Annotated in this window: 14 protein-coding genes; 6 read left to right on the top strand and 8 right to left on the bottom strand. The window is 71.5% G+C overall.

Annotated features, from left to right (window positions below; genetic code table 11):
• Positions 1 to 8 precede the first annotated feature (8 nt).
• Entirely contained in the window at positions 9 to 1,118 is a 1,110-nt protein-coding gene (ald, locus tag AB0C28_RS20195; RefSeq protein WP_357846941.1) for an alanine dehydrogenase, read from the bottom strand.
• A gap of 88 nt (positions 1,119 to 1,206) precedes the next feature.
• Complete coding sequence (locus AB0C28_RS20190) at positions 1,207 to 2,589, bottom strand: aspartate aminotransferase family protein (RefSeq protein WP_346110478.1); 1,383 nt, start codon at positions 2,587 to 2,589, stop codon at positions 1,207 to 1,209.
• A gap of 272 nt (positions 2,590 to 2,861) precedes the next feature.
• Between AB0C28_RS20190 and AB0C28_RS20185 the strand changes: the two genes are divergently transcribed.
• Positions 2,862 to 4,217 (top strand): dipeptidase, encoded by a 1,356-nt coding sequence (locus AB0C28_RS20185; RefSeq protein ID WP_357846943.1) that lies wholly within the window; start codon positions 2,862 to 2,864, stop codon positions 4,215 to 4,217.
• Positions 4,218 to 4,598: 381 nt separating this feature from the next.
• Positions 4,599 to 5,411: an NAD(P)H-binding protein gene (locus AB0C28_RS20180; RefSeq protein ID WP_358076277.1), complete on the top strand. Its 813-nt coding sequence runs from the start codon at positions 4,599 to 4,601 to the stop codon at positions 5,409 to 5,411.
• On the opposite strand, the gene AB0C28_RS20175 is transcribed toward AB0C28_RS20180, so the two are convergent.
• On the bottom strand, positions 5,344 to 5,871 hold the full coding sequence (locus AB0C28_RS20175; RefSeq protein ID WP_357846948.1) for a helix-turn-helix domain-containing protein: 528 nt from the start codon (positions 5,869 to 5,871) through the stop codon (positions 5,344 to 5,346). The two genes, AB0C28_RS20180 and AB0C28_RS20175, sit on opposite strands and share 68 nt — an antisense overlap.
• A 90-nt stretch (positions 5,872 to 5,961) precedes the next feature.
• Here AB0C28_RS20175 and AB0C28_RS20170 point away from each other — a divergent pair, with 90 nt between their 5' ends.
• Positions 5,962 to 6,369 (top strand): ester cyclase, encoded by a 408-nt coding sequence (locus tag AB0C28_RS20170; protein WP_357846950.1) that lies wholly within the window; start codon positions 5,962 to 5,964, stop codon positions 6,367 to 6,369.
• Positions 6,370 to 6,392: 23 nt separating this feature from the next.
• Here AB0C28_RS20170 and AB0C28_RS20165 read toward each other — a convergent pair whose 3' ends face one another.
• The 3 genes from AB0C28_RS20165 to AB0C28_RS20155 all read right to left on the bottom strand — a co-directional run bounded on the left by AB0C28_RS20165 (position 6,393) and on the right by AB0C28_RS20155 (position 7,969).
• Positions 6,393 to 6,599: a hypothetical protein gene (locus AB0C28_RS20165; RefSeq protein ID WP_357846952.1), complete on the bottom strand. Its 207-nt coding sequence runs from the start codon at positions 6,597 to 6,599 to the stop codon at positions 6,393 to 6,395.
• Between the two features lie 57 nt (positions 6,600 to 6,656).
• On the bottom strand, positions 6,657 to 7,244 hold the full coding sequence (locus tag AB0C28_RS20160; protein ID WP_358076274.1) for a helix-turn-helix domain-containing protein: 588 nt from the start codon (positions 7,242 to 7,244) through the stop codon (positions 6,657 to 6,659).
• A gap of 197 nt (positions 7,245 to 7,441) precedes the next feature.
• A complete protein-coding gene (locus AB0C28_RS20155; RefSeq protein ID WP_357846956.1) occupies positions 7,442 to 7,969 on the bottom strand; it encodes a cysteine dioxygenase family protein in 528 nt (175 codons plus the stop codon).
• 110 nt (positions 7,970 to 8,079) lie between these two features.
• On the opposite strand from AB0C28_RS20155, the gene AB0C28_RS20150 reads away from it, so the two are divergent.
• The 3 genes from AB0C28_RS20150 (at position 8,080) to AB0C28_RS20140 (ending at position 16,650) form a co-directional block, all read left to right on the top strand.
• On the top strand, positions 8,080 to 8,940 hold the full coding sequence (locus AB0C28_RS20150; protein WP_358076272.1) for a LysR family transcriptional regulator: 861 nt from the start codon (positions 8,080 to 8,082) through the stop codon (positions 8,938 to 8,940).
• Between the two features lie 21 nt (positions 8,941 to 8,961).
• Positions 8,962 to 9,588 (top strand): LysE family translocator, encoded by a 627-nt coding sequence (locus AB0C28_RS20145; RefSeq protein ID WP_357846960.1) that lies wholly within the window; start codon positions 8,962 to 8,964, stop codon positions 9,586 to 9,588.
• Positions 9,589 to 9,696: 108 nt separating this feature from the next.
• The gene (locus AB0C28_RS20140; protein ID WP_358076269.1) at positions 9,697 to 16,650 is read left to right on the top strand and encodes a hypothetical protein; all 6,954 of its coding nucleotides are present in this window, start codon (positions 9,697 to 9,699) and stop codon (positions 16,648 to 16,650) included.
• Between the two features lie 105 nt (positions 16,651 to 16,755).
• Here the strand turns inward: AB0C28_RS20140 and AB0C28_RS20135 are convergent, their stop codons facing one another.
• The gene (locus tag AB0C28_RS20135) at positions 16,756 to 18,366 is read right to left on the bottom strand and encodes an acyl-CoA synthetase (RefSeq protein WP_358076266.1); all 1,611 of its coding nucleotides are present in this window, start codon (positions 18,364 to 18,366) and stop codon (positions 16,756 to 16,758) included.
• The gene (locus AB0C28_RS20130; protein ID WP_357847871.1) at positions 18,366 to 19,514 is read right to left on the bottom strand and encodes a thiolase domain-containing protein; all 1,149 of its coding nucleotides are present in this window, start codon (positions 19,512 to 19,514) and stop codon (positions 18,366 to 18,368) included. Before AB0C28_RS20130 ends, AB0C28_RS20135 begins: the two co-directional genes overlap by 1 nt.

Raw genomic sequence — 19,514 nt, 5'->3', positions numbered from 1 at the left:
CCCAGGCGTCACACGAACTCGGCGACCGGCGTGTACGGCAGCCCGAGCGCCTGCGCGACCGGCTCGTTGGTGAGCTTCCCGTCGTGCGTGTTGAGCCCGCCCGCGAGCCCCGCGTCCGCCTTCAGCGCGGCACGCCAGCCCAGGTCGGCCAGCTTGACCGCGTACGGCAGGGTGGCGTTGGTCAGCGCGTACGTGGAGGTGTTGGCCACCGAGCCCGGCATGTTGGCCACGCAGTAGAAGACCGACTCGTGCACCTTGTACGTCGGGTCGGCGTGCGTGGTCGGGCGCGAGTCCTCGAAGCAGCCGCCCTGGTCGATGGCGATGTCCACGAGCACGGAGCCCGGCTTCATCCGCGCGACCAGGTCGTTGGAGACCAGCGTCGGGGCCTTCGCGCCGGGGATGAGCACCGCGCCGATGACCAGGTCGGCCTGGAGGACCTCCTGCTCGATCGCGTACGAGGTGGAGACCAGCGTCTTGAGCCGCCCCTGGTAGACGGCGTCGATGAAGCGCAGGCGGTCGATGTTGGTGTCGAGGACGGTCACCTCGGCGCCCATGCCGACGGCGATCTGCGCGGCGTTCAGCCCGGAGACGCCGCCGCCGATCACGACCACCTTCGCCGGCGCCACGCCGGGAACGCCGCCGGGCAGGATGCCCCTGCCGCCGTTGAAGCGCATCAGGTTGTACGCGCCCACCTGCGGCGCCAGCCGGCCGGCGACCTCCGACATCGGGGCCAGCAGCGGCAGCGAGTGGCCGACCTGCACGGTCTCGTACGCGATGGCGGTGGTCTTGGCCTCCAGCAGCGCGTCCGTGCAGGGACGAGAGGCGGCCAGGTGCAGGTACGTGAACAGCACCAGCCCCTCGCGCAGCCGGTGGTACTCCTCGGCAATGGGCTCCTTCACCTTGAGCACCATGTCGGCCTGCGCCCACACGGCGTCGGCACTGTCGAGGATCTTGGCGCCGGCGGCCAGGTATTCCTCGTCCGTGATCTGCGAGCCCAGGCCCGCGCCCCGCTGAACGGTGACGTCATGCCCGTTGCGCACCAGCTCGTGCACGCCCGCCGGGGTGGCGGCGACACGATACTCGTGGTTCTTGACCTCGGCTGGAACGCCGATCTTCATTGCGGTGGATCCTTTCGGGAACCGGCACTCCCTCGTGCCGGGCTGAGGGCCGGATTGAGGGCCGGATTGAGGGCCGAAATACGGGGTGTCACAGTCGCGCCCACGCTTCCGAGAGCACGCCGCGCAGTATCGAGCCGATCTCGTCGAACTCCTTCTGGCCCGCGATCAGCGGCGGGGCGAGCTGGATGACGGGGTCGCCGCGGTCGTCGGCGCGGCAGTACAGGCCCGCGTCGAACAGCGCCTTGGACAGGAACCCGCGCAGCAGCCGCTCGGACTCGGCGGCGTCGAAGGTCTCCTTCGTGGCCTTGTCCTTGACCAGCTCGATGCCCCAGAAGTAGCCGGCGCCGCGCACGTCGCCGACGATCGGCAGGTCGCGCAGGTCGTCGAGGGTCTGGCGGAAGACCGGCTCGTTCTTGGTCACGTGGCCGAGCAGGTCTTCGCGCTCGAAGATGTCGAGGTTGGCCAGCGCCACGGCCGAGGAGACGGGGTGGCCGCCGAAGGTGTAGCCGTGGGCGAACATGGTGTCGCCGTCCTTGAACGGCTCGAACAGCCGCTCGTGCGCGATCATGGCGCCGATGGGCGAGTAGCCGCTGGTCAGGCCCTTGGCGCAGGTGATGATGTCGGGGACGTAGTCGAACTTCTGGCCGCCGAACATGGTGCCCAGCCGGCCGAAGGCGCAGATGACCTCGTCGGAGACGAGCAGGACGTCGTACTCGTCGCAGATCTCGCGCAGGCGCTGGAAGTAGCCGTCAGGGGGCGGGAAGCAGCCGCCGGCGTTCTGCACGGGCTCGGCGAAGACGGCGGCCACCGTGTCGGGGCCCTCCATCTCGATCGCGCGGGCCACGCGGTCGGCGGCCCAGATGCCGTACTCCTCGGGCGTCATGCCCTTGACGCCGGTGATCTCGTCGGCGCGGTAGTGGTTGGTGTTGGGGACCCGGACGGATCCGGGCACCAGCGGCTCGAACATCTGCTTGAACGCCGGGATGCCGGTGATCGACAGCGCGCCCTGCGGGGTGCCGTGGTAGGCGATCTGGCGGCTGATGACCTTGTGCTTGAGCGGCTTGCCGACGAGCTTGTAGTACTGCTTGGCCAGCTTCCAGGCGGTCTCGACCGCCTCGCCGCCGCCGGTGGTGAAGAAGACGCGGTTCAGCTCGCCCGGGGTGTAGGAGGCCAGGCGCTGCGCCAGCTCGGCCGCCTTGGGGTGGGCGTAGGACCACAGCGGGAAGAACGCCAGCTCCTGGGCCTGCTTGGCGGCGGCCTCGGCCAGTTCCTGGCGGCCGTGGCCCACCTGGACCACGAAGAGCCCCGCCAGACCGTCGAGGTAGCGCTTGCCGTGGATGTCGTAGACGTAGGATCCCTCGCCCCGCACGATCGTCGGGATCTCGGCGGTGTCGTAGGCGCTGTGCCTGGTGAAGTGCAACCACAGGTTGTCCTGCGCGGCCTTGAGGACGTCGTGTTCCGGCAGCGTCATGGTTATCTTCCCTCGTGTCTGAACTTCCCACAGTCTGCCTGCTCACGTGCACCTTGCCAAGCGAATCGGTCGCAGCACTATGCAAGAAAATCGAGATCCGCAGAACCTCTTTGTAACGGCAACGAAATCCGCAGGTACATTGGCCCGCATGGTCACACGCGTCCCAGCCCTGTCTCCGCAGCGCAGGACCCGTTGTGATCCAATGAGACAAACTGCTGTTAACTCGTGTGAACAGCCATGCACTGTTGAGAACGACCCCCGGGGGACCCTCCGTGACTCCTGACCAGATCGAGAGCGCCGTCTCCGCCGCGATGCCACAGGCCATCGACGAGCTGAGACGGTTCGCCGCCATACCGTCCGTGGCCTTTCCCGGTCATCCGGAGGAGCCCGTCTTCGCCGCCGCCGCCATGACGGAGGAGCTGTTGCGCTCCACCGGGCTGCCGCGCGTGCAGCAGGTGCCCGTCGACGGCAGCTTTCCCGCCGTCTTCGGCGAGGCTCCGGCGCCTCCCGGCATGCCCACCGTCCTGCTCTACGCGCACTACGACGTGCAGCCGGCGGGGGACCCGGCCGCATGGCGTACGCCGCCGTTCGAGCCGACGCTGATCGACGGCCGCCTGTACGGGCGGGGCTGCGCCGACGACAAGTCGGGCGTGATCTCCCACGTCACGGCGCTGCGTGCCTTCCAGGGGCGCTTCCCCGTGGGCATCAAGGTCATCATCGAGGGCCAGGAGGAATACGCCGGCGACCGGCTGGAGGCGTTCGTCGAGCGCAACCCCGACCTGCTGCGGGCCGACGCCATCGTGGTGGCCGACACCGGAAACCCGCGCGTGGGCGACCCGGCGGTCACGACGTCGCTGCGCGGCATGGCCGCGTTCACCGTCGAGGTCCGCACGCTGCGGGAGGCCGTCCACAGCGGCTCCTTCGGCGGCGCGGCGCCCGACGCGCTGGCGGCGCTGATGCGCATGCTCACCTCGCTGCACGACGACAACGGCGACATCCGGGTGCCCGGCCTGCCGCGCGGCTCCTTCCTCGGCCAGGGGCCGTCGGAGGAGGAGTTCAGGAAGACGGCCGGGGTCGTGGACGGGGTGTCGCTGGTGGGCTCCGGCTCGCTGGCCGACCGGCTCTGGTCGTCGTACGCGATCACCGTCACGGGCCTCGACGTGCCGTCGGTGTCGGGGGCGATCAACGCCGTCCAGCCCGCCGCCAGGGCACGGGTGACCGTGCGCGTGCCTCCGGCCGGCGACCCGAAGACCACGGTGAACGCGGTCGTGGAGTTCCTGCGGCAGGTGGCGCCCTGGGGCGTGCAGGTGTCGTTCGGCGACTTCACGGTCGGCTCGGGCTTCCAGGCCGACTCGGGCGGCACGGCCCGCGCGGCGCTCAACCGCGCCATGGAGCGCGCCTTCGGGCGCCCGCCGCGCGACGTGGGCGCGGGCGGGTCGATTCCGCTGGTCAGCACGCTGCTCAAGCAGTTCCCCGCGGCGGAGATCCTGCTGTTCGGCGCGGAGGACGAGGAGGCGGCCATCCACGCGCCCAACGAGCGGGTCGATCTGGAGGAGTTGCGCAGGGTGGCCACCACCGAGGCGCTCTTCCTGAACGAGCTGAGCCTGCCCTCGGCCCTGGGGGTGTAGCTCAGGGCAACTCGGGCTCGGTGTTCGTGCGGCGTGCGTGCGGCGCTTCAGCAGGCGTGCGAGGCGGGGAGGCGGCCGGCGAAGAAGGCAGCCGGGGTGACGCCCATCAGGCGGCGGAACTCGGCCGCCATGTGCGACTGGTCGTAGTAGCCGCTCGCCACTGCCACCTGGGCCCACCCCTGTCTCCTCCACGGCGGACCGGCGCTCGATCCGCCCGGCCAGCGCCGCTCCTAGCCGGGCGAGAACGCGCCGGGGATCGCCGCCGGCCTCCACCAGCGCACCTGTCAGCGCGCCCGTCGGGCCGTCCCACAGCTCCTCCAAATCGATCACCCGGTCGACCAGCTCGTTCACCGGCACTCCGAGCAGGGGCCGGGCGGCGCCGTGCGCGACGTCGGGAGTGTCTTCCTGCTCAGCGCGCCGGGACCCTGGGTCGTCCGGCACGACGAGGCGATGCTGGCGGCGGCCCGGTCCGCCGGGGTGCGGAAGGCGGTGAAGGTGTCGGCCATCGGCACCGGTGAGCGGGCGGGCGCCAGGGTCGGCGACTGGCATCTGCCGGGCGAGGAGGCGCTGCGGGCGAGCGACCTGGAGTGGGCGGCGCTGCGGCCGTCCAGCTTCGCGTCCAACGCGCTGAGCTGGGCGCCGCGGATCCTGGCGGGCGAGCCGGTCCCCAACATGAGCGGGGACGGCAGGCAGGGCGTCATCGATCCGCTGGACGTGGCCGAGGTCGCGGTACGGGCGCTGACGTCGTCGGAGGAGAGCGTGCGGGGAGTGCTCACGCTGACCGGGCCCGAGCTGATCAGCGTTCCCGAGATGGTGAAGGTGCTGGAAGAGACGATCGGCGGGCGGGCGCTGGGGACGGTCGAGGTGCCGTTGGAGGCGTACCGCGAGCAGTTGCTCGGGGCCGGGCTCGGCCCGGACTTCGCGGAGATCGCGGTCGACGGCGCCAGGCTGGTGGCGGAGGGCGGTAACGCGCGGCTCACGGAGGACGTGGAACAGGCGCTGGGATGCCCGCCACGCGCCTTCCGGGCCTGGGCGCACGACCATCGCGCGGCCTTCACCCGGCGATCGACGCGGGGGCACGATCAGGCGCATGGCCCACGAACGCCTGGTCAGGGGCTGCGTCTGCTCAGGCGCTCCAGTCCACGAGCGCCAGCAGCCGTTCGGCCTGTGCGCGGTCCGTGGCGGTCAGGGTGATGCCTCTGACGAGCGTGAGCAGGTCGCGTACGTCAAGATCGGCTCGTACGAGACCGGCCTGCCTGGCCTCCTCCAGCAGCATCGAAGCGGCCTCGATCATGGTGCGGTGCCAGGCGGCGTGCAGGGCCGTGTCGTCCGTCGCGGCCAGGGCCAGATCGCGCTTGGTGGTCAGGTGGTCCATGAACAGCCGCAGCCACGTGTGCAGCGCCTCCCCCGGAGGCCCGGCCGCCCGCAGCGACTCCGCGCTCGCCCGGAGCTGTTCCACCTCGTCGGCGTAGACGGCGGCCAGCAGGTCAGAACGGGTCGGGAAATGTCGGTACATCGTGGCGTTCCCGACCCCGGCGCGGCGGGCGACCTCGTCCATCGGCGCGTCGGCGCCGCGCTCGGCGAACACGTGAGCGGCCGCGGCGAGCAGCAGGTCGCGGTTGCGCTGCGCGTCCGCCCGCAGAGGACGTGGCATCGTTCTCCTTGCTAAGTGGGGACTTCCCCGGTTAGTGTAGCGGCGACCCCGAAACGGGGAGTTCCCCACTTAATTCAGGAGCACATCAGAATGACGACCGCAGGAGAGGTGCATCGCCGGATAGTCGAGCTCTACCCCCAGGTGCTCGCCACCGGACGGATGGACGAGGCGCTCGCCCTCATCGACCCCGACGTGATCGACCACCGGGGCGGAACCGCCGGAGACCACCACGGGCTGGGGGCGTGGCGGGAGAAGTGGGAGCTGATGAGGTCGGGAGAGACGGGCTTCCACGACCTTTCGGTCACGGTCGAGCGGAACGTCTCGGACGATGAGCTGTCGTCCAACGTCTACCTCAGCCGGGGCACCCACACCGCCTCCGGCCGGCGGTACGAGGTGCGTGGGCTGGACATGATCCGCGTACGGGACGGCCGGATCGTCGAGCACTGGGCCGTCATGGACGCGGCGGCCAGACGCCACCAGCTCGGCCTCGACACCTGACAGCCCGCATGTGGGCGGCGGGATCAGTAGTCGACGGCGCGGCGATGCACCAGCCGCAGCCCCGCCTCCACCAGCACCCAGCCCAGGCGTGTCTCCAACCCGCGGACCAGCGAGCCACGCCCCTCAGCACGACCCTCCGCATGGCGCCGGCCTTGGCGGTGGCGCTCGGCCTCCGCCCGCAGTTCCCGGCCTCTCGCCCGTTCGACATACAGATACAAGTCCGGATACATCCCTACCCCTCCTCCACAACGCTCGGGTGAGCGCGTCCGACCACGGACGGGTGAGCCCTACGTACGGAACGGGAAGCCGTGCGCCTGCACGGCCACGTTCTCCCGCCCCTGCGTGTCGCCCGCCTCGCGAGCCGCGTTCCCATGCCGGCGCCACCGCAGCACGACCTCGTCGAGCTCCTCATGCAGCCGCTCCAGCTCAGCGGGCGTGAGCCGGAGCAGGTATTCGGAGGCGAAGGCCGCGCTACGCCAGTCGGCGGGCCAGGCCTGCTTCTCGTCGAGGTAGCGCTCGTAGAGCTCACCCCGCTGGCGCGCGTAGACCCGCGAGACGGCGGTGTGGACGGCGGCACGCTCAGGCGCGTCGAAGTCCTCGTCCTTGGTGGTGATGACGGTGGACACCGGCTGCCACCAGCGCTCCCTGGCATCCCCGCTGCGCCCCTCCGTCTCCTCGATGATGCCGTGGGCGGCCAGCTTGCGCAGGTGGTAGCTGACCAGCGACACGGCCTCGTCGACCTGGTCGGCGAGCTGCGAGGCGGTGGCCGTGCCCGCGACGGAGAGCGCGCGGTAGAGCTGGATGCGCAGCGGATGGCCGAGGGCCTTGAGCGTGTCGAGGTCCTTGACGCGGTGGGTCTTCTCGGTGGGCGCCATGACACCCACCCTAGAAGCGAAAATAAATTTGCGCAAATAAAATTTCGCATCTGCGCGGGGCCGTACGGAGACGTCCTGGCGAGGGATGGACACGTTAGGGCAGTCCAGGTCAGGGCGGAGCAGGTGGCGTTGGGTGGCGACCCGACGAGGTGACCGTGTCGGAGCGGTTGCTCAACGGGGAGGCCGCGACGGGGCGGCTACCTGACCGGGAGGTCGTAGACGCGGCGGATGCTGCTGCCGAGCCGGGCCACGTTCGCGCCGTAGATGTGCAGCGACACACCCACCTCGTCACTCGTGTTGCACACCTTGTGGATGTCCCCGGGCGGGGCGAACCCGCTGACCTCCCCCGGCCGGTTGTCGGCCCGGCCGATCTCCACGAGGTGATCGCCCATGTCCCGGTAGAGGGTCTCGTGCTCGATCCCGCTGAGGATGCCGAACGTGCACCACGACACGTGGTCGTGGACCACCGTGTCCTGGCCCGGCCGCCAGACGACGGCCGCGATCGAGAAGTCCTCCTCGGCGTGCAGCACGTGGGAGACGTACCCGTCGGGTGAGCCCGCGCGCTCCTGCGGCGTGAGGATGTCGAGGGCGGGCAGGTGCTCGCGCAGGAACGCGGCCACGGCCAGCGCGCTCTCGTGGCGGCCGAGCCGGCGGGCGGCGATGCGGGACACGCCGTTCACCAGGACGTCCAGTCCGGGTCGGACGGTCGTGGCGGCCAGGTTCATGGCTTTCTCCCGGGAGCTCCAGCGGTTCTTCCTTCTCTCCCTACGCTCCTCCCTTCCGAACGATAGGTCCAACAGAAGTTTTCTGGCTGATCAATAGATATGATTGATGGATGCTCGACGTCGTACGCCTGCGTGTCCTCGTCGCGGTCGCCCGCAAGGGCTCGCTGACCGCGGCGGCCAAGGAGCTGCACTACTCCCAGCCCTCGGTCAGCCACCACCTGGCCAGGCTGGAGGCCGAGACCGGTGCCAAGCTCGTCCAGCGCGCCGGGCGCGGCATCAGACTCACCGAGGCGGGCCGGCTGCTGGCCGAGCGGGCCGCGGAGATCATCGGTCGGCTCGACGCCACCGCCGAGGAGCTGGCCGCGCACGTGGGGCTGCGTTCGGGGCGGGTGCGGCTGGCCGCGTTCCCCTCGGCGCTGGGCACCTTCATCCCGAAGGCGGCCCGGCTGCTGGCCGGCGCGCACCCCGGGCTGCGCCTGCAGCTCACCGAGACCGAGCCGCCGGAGGCGCTGCGGCTGCTGCGGGCCGGGCGGGTGGACGTGGCGGTGATGTTCCGTTACGACGACACCGCCCCCGAGGACAACGGCATCCACATGATCCACCTCCTCGACGACCCCAGCTACCTGGTGTCCAGCGCACCGCCCGGCGACCTCGCCGACCACGCCGATTCGTCCTGGATCGCCGGGTGCGACCGGTGCCGCAGCCATTTGCTCGACATCTGCGACAAGGCGGGGTTCGAGCCGCATATCTCGTTCACCAGCGACGACATCGTGGCCGTGCAGGCGCTGGTGGCGGCCGGGCTGGGGCTGACCATGCTGCCGGGGCTCGCGCTCACCGCGCACCGCCATCCCGAGGTGGTGGTCGCTCGGGTGCCCGGCTCGACCAGGCACGTGTACGCCGCCGTCTACGGCGAGCCACCCCACCCACCCGCCGTCGAAGCGCTCCTCTCAGCACTTACAGAAAGCTTTTGACGCCGTATTTAGGATGACCTCATGCCGGAAATCACGACGCTCGCCGTCTTCTGCGCGGCCACGCTCGGGCTGCTCATCGTGCCCGGGCCCGCGGTTCTCTACATCGTCACCAGGAGCGTCTCCCAAGGCCGTTCCGCCGGCCTGATCTCCGTGCTCGGCGTGCACACCGGCTCCCTCGTCCACGTGGCCGCGGCGGCGCTGGGCATCAGCGCCCTGATCTCGGCCTCGGCCACGGCGTTCACCGTGGTCAAGTACGCGGGCGTGGCCTACCTGCTCTGGCTCGGCGTACGCAAGCTGATGCGCGGGGGCGACGGCGGCGAGACGATCGAGCTCAAGGTCCAGTCGAAGCGGCGGCTGTTCTGGGAGGGGTTCGTGGTCAACGTGCTCAACCCCAAGACCGCCATCTTCTTCCTCGCGTTCCTGCCGCAGTTCGTCCACCCGGAGGTGGGGCCGATCGGGCCGCAGATCCTCCTGCTCGGCGCGGTGTGGATCCTGCTCGGGATGGCCTCCGACGGCACGTACGCGATGCTCGCCTCGGCCCTGGCCGGCCGGGTCCGTCAGTCCGTACGCGCACGTCGGCGGCTGGATGTCGGGAGCGGGATCGTGTACCTCGGGCTGGCCGCGTGGCTCACAACCGAGAAGGCGTGACAAGCCGGGAAATTTCCTGGCCATAGTGCGATAGTGAGATGGGATCAGGCACTGACCAGAAAGACGGCACGCCGGGACGTGGCTAAGACGTAGCTCATAGGCGGACCCATGGACACGCCACCGCACCGCCTCGGACTCGAACGGGTCGTCGAGGTCTTCTCCGGTCATGACGACCTCGTCGGCGTGACCGGCTCCGGCTATGTGATCGGCCCCGACCTCGTACTGACCTCCGCCCGCCTGGTGCCCGCCTCTGGGCGGTCGGCGTATGACGGCGATCGGTCGGCTGTGCTGCCGACGGGAGACGGCGAAGGGCAAGGGGGAAGTGGCCGGGCCTCGTGTCACGTACGCCTGCCCGGGTCGGCGCGCTGGACGGAGGCCGAGCCGGTGTGGCGCGGACGCGGCAGCGCGGACGCGGTGCTGCTCAGGACCGCCGAACCGGTGTGGGCCGACCTGCCGGGCATCGAGCACAACCGCTGGGCCCGGCTCGCGGGCGACTCCACTCCCCTGCGCTGTGTCGCCAGGGGGTTCGCCCAGGAGGTTCGGCGGGGCGGCCTCCGCATAGCCGAGACGCTGTCCGGCCTGGTTTCCCCACCCACGGGCGTGGTCTCGAAAACCCTCACGTTCAGCGTTCTGCCCCCTGCCTCGGCGGGACCGATGGGGAGTGCGGAGGCAGCCGGCGGGACGAGTCCCGGGCCCGAACGAACAATCGGGGGCGCCGCCAGAGGAGCGAGCGCCGGGGACGAAGAGGTGCCGGAGGCGCTCTGGCGGGGAATGTGCGGGACCGTCGTGGTCGCCGAGCCCGCCGGGCAGCTCATCGGAGTGGTCACCCCGACGACGGCCGGACACGCCGAGGGACGGCTGGACGTCGTTCCCGTGACCGCGTTACTGGGCGACGAGCGGTTTCGAGAGCTGGCGGGCGTGTCTCCCGGCGCGCTGGAGACGCTAGCGGGGAGCGACCATGCCGTCCCCTTGCCCGCTCTGATGGCACCCGCCCGCGAGAAGCTGCCGCCGGACTGCCCCGACTGGACGTTGTTGATGGCGCGGCACGCGGTGGTCCCGTTCCTGGGCCGACGCGAAGAGCTGACCGAGCTACGGACGTGGGCCACCGACGAACCGGGCTCGCTGTCGATCGCGGTGGTGAGCGGGCGCGGCGGCATGGGGAAGACCCGGCTGGCGGGCGAGCTGTGCGTGGAGCTGGAAAGCGAGGGCTGGGACGCGGGTTTCCTGCCCCTGGACGCGTTGGCAGGCCCCCTGGCCGGCCGGGACACGATGAAGGATCCCCTGGCCAGTCGGAGCACCTCACTTGAGGCGCTGCGGCCGACCCTGATCGTCGTCGACCGTCCCGAGCCGTCGGCACCGCTGGTGGGCGAGCTGATCCGGCGGCTGGCCAAGCACGGACACAACCCTCGCGTACGCCTCCTGCTGCTGGTCCGCGAGCCCGGCGAGGCGGACTGGTGGCGGCGGCTCGACACGGCGGCCGGAGGGTGGCTGCGGCGGCTCAACACCACGACCGTGCGCCTCAACAGCCGCCCCCTCACGCTGCAGGAACGGACCGAACACGCACTCGCCGCCATGAAGGCGTTCGCACCGAGCCGCGCCGCACTCCCCAGCCCGCCACGCCTCGACGACCCCGAGTACGGCCTCCCCCTCCACGTCCACCTGGCCGCCCTACTCCGCCTGTGCGACAGCGACGGGGACGGCAGAACGGGCACAGGCCAGGTGACCGACGAATACACCGATGGAAGCGCACGTACCAGCACGAACGAGCACCCCGACGTGGACGGACGCACCGACACAAGCGGACGAACCACCAACACAGGCTGGCCCACCGACGCAGGCGGACATATCGGTACCGGTGGACGAATCAGCACAGGCGGGCGAACCGACCCGGGCGGGAGCGGATCGCTGGGGCGGTTTCTGATTCGGGAGTGTGATCAGTGGGCGCGGGTCTGGCCGGACGGGCAGGAACGTCTGGCCGACGTGACGGCACGCCGAGCCGTAGCGGTCCTCACGCTCACCGCACCCACCCCCGCAGAACTGCCCGGCCTGCTGACAACGGTGCCGGGGATCAGCACCCGCGCACCCGGCGGCGCGTTCGGCCTGCACGGCAGCGCCGCCTCGAACGCCGCCGGCTGGCTGGGCCGCCTCTTCCCCCCTCCCCCACCTACCCCCGGCTCGCGCCGGGGCCCGCGGCTGACTCCGCTCGGGCCCGACCTCCTCGCCGAGCAACTCCTCGCCACGACGGAGGGCCTGGACGCGCTGGTGCTCGCCGTACACGACCATGAGGGCCGGACGGTCGAGCAGCTCGTACGGATGCTGGACGTCCTGCGATCGTGCGCCGGCCGGGAACGAGTGCGGGCGGCGCTGTGGGCCCTGATCGCCGACCGGCTCGGCCCTCTGGTCGCCCAGGCGGAGGCGAACCCTGCCGCCCGGCTCGGCGACATGCTGAACGCCGCGCTCCTGCTGTTCGCCACCGACCAGCGGCTCGCCGCGTCCGTGGCCGCACTGCCGCCCCCGCGACGGACGCCGGACACCGCGCGACCGGACTCGCCTGCCGCCACCGGGCCGGGGCTGCGGGCGCTTGAGGTGACGCTGGCCGAGCTGAGCGTGCGGCACCGGCGGGCGAGCGGCGAACGGATCGCGCTGGCCAAGGCACTGACGAAGCTGTCGGCCGCGCTGGCGGCCGTGGGGCGGGTCGGTGAGGCGGTCGTCGCGGTGGCGGAGGCGGTCGAGGTGTACGCGGGCGCTCCCCCGTACGAGGAGGCGGCCGGGCGGGCGGAGGCGGCGTTCGGGCTGGGATCGTGCCTGCTGCTCGGCGGTGAGGCCGACGGCGCGCTCAAGCCGGCGCAGGAGGCGGCGGCCCGCTTCCGCATCCTGGCCGAGGACGGCCCCCGCTACCTGGAACAGGCCGCGCGGGCTCACTACAACGTCGCGTGCGCGCTGCTGGGGGTCGGGCGGCTGGGGGAGGCGGTGGCGGCGTTCGAGGCGGCGGGCGGTGACGCGGGCTTCGCGACGAACGTGACGAGCATCCTGTCGGTCCTGCCACCAGCCGACTCCCCCACGGCAGACGATCCTCCGGCCCGCCAGCCGCCCACAGACACGCCCGGCTCAGCCGAGCCGCCTCTCGTAGGCGCGCTCGCTCCAACCCAGCAGCCTCCCGCAGGTGAGCCCGGCCTAGATGGGCTGCCGCTCGCAGGCAGGCCCGGCCCAGCCGCGCAGCCAACCGGAGGCATATCCGCCCCAGACCCGCACCCATCAGCACCTATGCCCACCCCACCCTCAAAAGCGACCATCCGTGGATCCGTTGGAGAGGCGGGGGCCGTCGGGGGTGGGTTCAAGGCGTTCACGCCCCCGTCCCGGACGATGGCAGGGCGGGTGCCGGTGGCTCCGTCCCTCCAAGCCCCCGAGCCGCTGACCCCCTTCGAGGGGATCGGCACCGCCGCCGCGCTGCCCGAGCTGGCCGCCTGCATCGCCGTCGCCGTCACCTCCGCTGTCAGAAGCGTCGCCCCCACCAGCAGGGACGTGGCCCACCGGCTGCACCTGATCGCCACCTGGCTGGAGGCACACGGCAGACCGGCCGACGCCCTCCGACCGGCCACCGAGGCGGTCGGGCGGCTGCGGACGCTGGCGGCCGAGGAGCCTGGGCTGCGGGTCCTGCTGGCGTTCGCCGCCTCCGTCCTGTCCAGGCTGCACGCCCGGCTGGACGATCTGGACGCCGCCGTCAGGTACGCCGCGGAGGCCGTACGCAACCTGCGGGCCCTCGTCACCCTCGAACCGGATGAGCACCGCCCCGCCCTGGCCGGGCAACTGCTCGATCTCAGCGAACTGCTGCTGGTCGATGACCGCCCTGACGAGGCGCTGGGGCCGTTGCAGGAGGCCATGGCACTGCCGTCCGAGCCGGATCCGGCCACCCGGGTCAGGGGCACGTGGCTGCTGGGCCTCTGCCTGGACGAGCTGGGCCGCACGACCGATGGCCTGGCGCAGTTGGAGCTCGCCGCCGAGCGGTATGAGCTGCTGAGCGCCGAGGACGCCGGCTACGCCCGCCATCACGCCGAGGTACGGGCCAGGATACGGAGGAGGCCGGAGCCCGGCCCGCCATGCTCATCGGCCTCGCCAGGTCCATCGGGCCGGCCAGGCCCGCCGGGTCTGCCAGGCCTATCGAGTCCGTCAGGCCCGTCCGGTCTGACAGGTCCGTCGGGTGTGCCAGACCTTTCGGGTCCGCCGGGTCCGCCGGGCATCGGACTGCCGTGGCTGCTGACGGTGTTCCTCGACCGGCCGGAGGAGGCCGTGAGCAAGGCCGAACAGCGGCTCAGATCACAGGGCGAGATTGACGGTACGGCCGGGGTCGAGCAGGTTCATGCGCAGCTGTCGGCGCTGGCCATGCTTGCGCGGGCCTGGGCGGACGCGGGGCGGCCGGCGGACGGGTTCACGTTGGCGACCCGGGCGGCCGAACTGCTCCAACAGCATGCCGCGCCCGACGGGCCGCACGCCATCGCCGTGGGCATGGTGGCAGCCGCGCTCGGCCGCTCGCTCGTGGGGCTCGGACACGCCGAGGAGGCTCTCCCGTATCTGCGGACCGCCATCGAGTCGTACGGGCCACACGCCGCGACGAGCGCCGAGTTCCGTACTGAGCTGGCCGAGCTGATGATCCTTGAGACGACCGCCCTGTCGCGCACCACCTGCCCACCGAACGCGGAGGTCGCTGCGGTGGGGACGGTGGAGGCGGAGAGGGCGGCGGATCGGCTGGTGCGGCTGTGTTCGGCGCTGGTGGCGGAGGAGTTGCGGGCGCCGCTCCTGCTGGCGGGGGCGTTGCGGCTCCAGGCGGAGATCTGCTGGAACAGGCGTGATACGGATCCCGGTCAGAAGGCCGAAGCCGCGCTCCAGTCGATCACGCGGGCGCTCGGTCTCCTGCCGTCCTCGCCGGAGGAGCAGGACGAGCGTGAGCAGTTGCTCGCCGCCACGTGCTGGGAGCTGGCCGGCCTTTGTCTGGCCGAGCTGCACGAGAGCGACGCGGCCAGGGAACGGCTGACGGCAGGGACGTCGGCGATGGCGCGGCTCGGGCCTGTTCCTGGTGATCTGTCCGGGGTGCATGTGCACGCGCTGCTCCGGCTGGCGGAGTTGCGAGTGGAGGAGGCGGGGCCGGCTGCGGCCACCGGCCTGTACGCCCAGATGCTCGGGGTACGTCCGCTTCCCGGGATCGAGGTGATCGACGCGGTTATCGACCGGCTCTCCTGGTTCGCGGACGCGGGCGAAGAGGCGGCCTCCGGGCTGGTGGGGCCGCTGACGGGATTCACCGAGGCGCTGGAGCGTGAGGTACCGCTGATGCCGTCCAGGGCGGCAAAGCGCAAAGGGCCGGTGACGGCGTCCACGCCGACGGAGCACGAAGGACCAGTGACGGCGCCCAAGACGGCGGAGCACGAAGGGCCTGCGGCGGCGTCCGTGCCAGTAGGGCACGGGGGGTTGGTGGGTGGTGGGCTGGGGGTGCATGCGAGGTTCGGTCGGTGTCTGGGTGCGTTTGCGGTGGCTGCGGAGCGGGCTGGGGACGTTGCGACCGCCGTTCACCTCCATGAGCTGGCTGTACGCATCCACCGAGGGCTTGCTGCCGTTTCCGGTGCCCATCGGGAGTCGCTTGGGTCGGCGCTGGCGGCGCTTGTCGCCGTGGCGGCGCGGGAGCGGGGTGGGGCTGGGGGCAGGCGGGGTGATCGGGTCGGGCCGGCCGTGGTCGAGCAGGCGATCGATCTTCTCGGCGCGCGCCAGGACCGTACGCTGGCCATGGCGCTGAACCACTACGCGGCCGGGCTGCTCGAACAGGGCCGTGGTGTGGAAGCGCTGGCCCACTGTGAGCGTGCCGCTGACCTCTGCGACGAGCTGGACGATCCGGCCGTGGCCGCCGTCACCTACGCGCAGCTCGGCTCGACCCTGGCCGCGCTGGATCGCCCGCAGGCCGCCCTTGAGGCGATCGCCTGGTCACTGGCCGAGCTGGACCGAGCCGAGCTGGATGGGGCCGAGCTGGGACGGGGCGGGACGGCGGGGGTGGGGCTGCCTGCCGTGGCGGGGGTGGAGCTGGTGCGGGTGCGGGCGCAGGCTGTTCAAGTTCGGGGGCGGGTGTTGCGGGCGTTCGGGCGGGAGCAGGAGGCGATGGCGCATCTCGTGGAGGCGTTACGCCTGTTCAGCGGGCTGCCTGAGCCGCTGGCGGCGGCCGAGACTGCCGGGCTGATCGCCGACGATCTTCTCGCGTCCGGGCGGCCCCAGGACGCGGCCGAGTACGCGCAGATCGCCGTGAACGGTCACGAAGCGGGCACGGTGAAGCGGGTGCTGGCGACCCAGCGGCTGGCCAGGTGTCACATGATGCTGGGTGCGCTGGAGCAGGCCAACGCCCTGGTGGAGGAGCTGATTCCGGTGGCCAGGCGGTCGCCCGACGACCTGACGTACCGGGCGGTCCTGGCGGACTCCCTGGCGCAGAGCTCAGAGCTGCTGCCCCTGCTGCGGTTGGACGACGGTGTCGAGGCCGAGGCGAGGGCGCGTGAGGCGATCGCGATCTACGACGAGCTGCTGACCACGGGCATGGACGCGCAGGCCGTGCACACGAGCAGGGCGGGCGCCTGCCTCACGCTGGCCGGGGCGCTGCGGATGCGGGAGCTGGCGGCCGAGGCGATCCAGCCGTTGCGGGAGGCGGTGGCGGCGCTGGAACGGTTCTCGCCGGGCAACCCGATGCAGGGCGGGCTGCTGTCCCGGGCGATGCTCATGCTGGGCGACGCGCTCATGGAGGCGGAGCGGGCGCTGGAGGCCGGGCTGGTCTTCCATCGCACCACGCAGGTGACGCGGGACGAGCTGACCAGGGCCGTGGCGCACGCCCGGCTCGGCTTCTGCCAGCAGGAGCTGGGCCGGGACGACGCCGCCGACGCCGCCCTGCGCGTCTCGGCCGACCTGCTCCGCGAACTGTCCGGGGCCGAGAGCGACCTGCTGCGGGACGTGCTGCTCGGCCGGTTGAAGCTGCTGGAGAAGGCGGGAAAGGGCGCGGAAGTGAAGGCGGTTGAGGCCGAGCTGCGTCGCCTGGCCTGATCTGGCCTGGGCTGGGCTGGGCTGGGCTGGCCTGACCTCCGCCCGGCCCGACGCGCCCCCAAGGCCCGGGGCCAACGCGGCCCCGGGCCCGACGCGGAAGGCCCCTCAGCCGCCGGCGTTCTCGACGGTTTCCCTGGCCCAGCGGTAGTCGGCCTTGCCGGCCGGTGACCGTACCATCTCCCCCACGAACGCGTACGTCCGCGGCACCTTGTACCCCGACAACAACCCCCGGCAATGCGCGTCCAGCTCCGCGGCCGTCACCTCAACCCCGGGCCGCGGCTCGATCACGGCGGCCACCTTGGTGCCCCACCGCTCGTCCGGCACCCCGGTCACCACCGCGTCGAACACGCCAGGGTGCCCCTTGAGCACCGCCTCGATCTCCTCGGGGAAGACCTTCTCGCCGCCGGTGTTGATGCACTGCGAGCCCCGGCCGAAGACGTTCACGGTGCCGTCGGCGTCCACGGTGGCCAGGTCGCCGGTGAGCAGCCAGCGGGTGCCGTCCTCGTCGGTGACGAACGTGCGCGCGGTTTTCTCGGGGTCGTTGTAGTAGCCGAAGGCCACCCGCCCCGACCTGGCCACGGTGCCCATCTGGCCGGAGCCGGGCTCGACCGGCCGGTTCTTCTCGTCGAGGACGGCCAGGGTGACGACGGCGTTCGGCTTGTAGCGCAGGCCCTTCTCCGGTGAGGAGCCGGCCACGCCGGAGGCGGTGTAGCCGGACTCGGTGGAGCCGAAGCTGTCGAGGATCATCACGTTCGGGAGCAGCTCCTGGAGGCGGTCGCGGACCGCGCCGGTCAGGATCGCGCCGGTCGAGCTGATCACGAACAGGGAGGACAGGTCGTATTCGCCGCCCTCCAGCGCCTCGGTGAGGGGTCTGGCCATGGCGTCGCCGGTGATGTTCATGGTGGACACGCGCTCCCGCTCGACCGTCCGCCACACCTCGGCGGCCTCGAACTTGCGCACGAAGACGGTGGTCGAGCCCATCCACCAGGAGATGAACGTGGTCATCTGCGCGGCCCCGTGCATGAGCGGCGGCACCGCCATCATGACCATGGGGGTGGCCTTGACGGCCTCGTCGACGACCTCCTGCGGGGTGGTGCGCGGCTCGCCGTACGGGTTGCCGCCGCCGAAGCCCATGAACAGGTCCTCGACGTGCCACATCGCGCCCTTGGGCATGCCGGTGGTGCCGCCGGTGTAGATGATGTAGACGTCCTGGCCCGACCGGACGGGGAAGCCGCGTTCCGGCCTGCCGCGTTCGAGCGCCGTGCCGTACGGCACCGCCGAGCCGATCGCCGAGCTGATCGCCGAGCCGCTCGACGGGAGCCCGCCGACCGAGATCAGGTTCTCCAGCAGCGGCGCCTGGCCGGCCACGGCGGCCACCCTCGGCTCGAACTCCACGTCGTAGATCAGCGCCCGCAGGTCGGCGTCGCGGTAGAGGTAGAGCAGCTCGGCCTCGACGTAGCGGTAGTTGACGTTGATCGGCACAGCTCTGATCTTGAGGGCGGCGAGCATGCCGGCGACGTACTCGACGCCGTTGTAGAGATGCAGGCCGACGTGCTGGCCCGGCTGGACGCCGAGGTCCATGAGGTAGTGGGCGAGCCGGTTCGCCTCCGCCTCCAGTTCGGCGTACGTGCGCCGCTCCTGGCCGCAGACGATGGCCGTCCTGTCCCCGATCGTGTCCGCGAGCCCTTCGAACAGGTCAGCGTGGTTGAACTCCATCAGGGTCTCTCCCGTCCGACGATCCACATCGCGAAGAACTGGGCTCCCCCGCCGTAGGCGTGGCCGAGCGCCGTACGGGCGCCGTCCACCTGGTGCTCGCCCGCCATCCCGCGCACCTGGAGCGCGGCCTCGGCGAACCTGATCAGCCCCGACGCCCCGATGGGGTTGCTGGACAGCACCCCGCCCGAGGCGTTCCACGGGATGTCACCGTCGAGTGCCGTGGCGCCCGACTCGGTGAGCTTCCATCCCTCCCCCTCTGCCGCGAACCCCAGGTTCTCCAGCCACATCGGCTCGTACCAGGAGAACGGCACATACACCTCGGCCACGTCGATCTGCCGGCGCGGGTCGGCGATCCCGGCCTGCTGGTAGACGTCGGCGGCGCAGTCCTTGCCGGCCTGCGGGCTGACCGTGTCGCGGCTCGCGCGGAAGATCGGCTCGGAGCGCATGGCCGTCCCGTGCACCCAGGCGGGGGTGCCGGTGACCGCCGACTCGGACGACAGCACCATCGCGCAGGCGCCGTCGCTGGACGGGCAGGTCTCCAGATAGCGGATGGGCTCCCAGAGCATGGGGGTGGATTCGACCATCTTCTGGTCGATGCCGGGGATCCGCAGGTGCGCGTACGGGTTCTTCAACGCGTTCAGCCGGTCCTTGACCGCGACGAGCGTCCCGATGTGCCCGGGTGCTCCGGATCTGCGCATGTACTCGCGGATGTGCGGGGCGAAGTACCCGCCCGCGCCCACCACCAGCGAGGCGCTGAACGGCAGGTGCGTGGACAGCGCCCAGGTGGCGTTGGACTCCGACTGCTTCTCGAACGCCACCACCAGCACCCGCTCGTGCACGCCGCCCTGGATGAGCGAGGCGCCGACCAGCGCGGTCGAGCCGCCGACGCTGCCCGCCGTGTGCACGCGCATCATGGGCTTGCCCGCCGCGCCGAGCGCGTCCGCCAGGTACGCCTCCGGCATCATCACGCCCTCGAACAGGTCGGGCGCCTTGCCGATGACCACGGCGTCGATGTCCTTGAACGTCAGCCCGGCGTCCTCCAGCGCCCGCAGCGCGGCCTCGCGGACCAGGCCGGCGATCGAGACGTCCCTGCGCTTGGTCGTGTAGTGCGTCTGCCCGACGCCGATGACCGCGCACCGGTTTCCCAT

The organism is Nonomuraea sp. NPDC048892 (assembly GCF_040649735.1).
GTDB lineage: Bacteria > Actinomycetota > Actinomycetes > Streptosporangiales > Streptosporangiaceae > Nonomuraea > Nonomuraea maheshkhaliensis.
The sequence above is the reverse complement of the archived record's forward strand: the minus strand, read 5'-3'. Positions and strand labels throughout refer to the sequence as shown.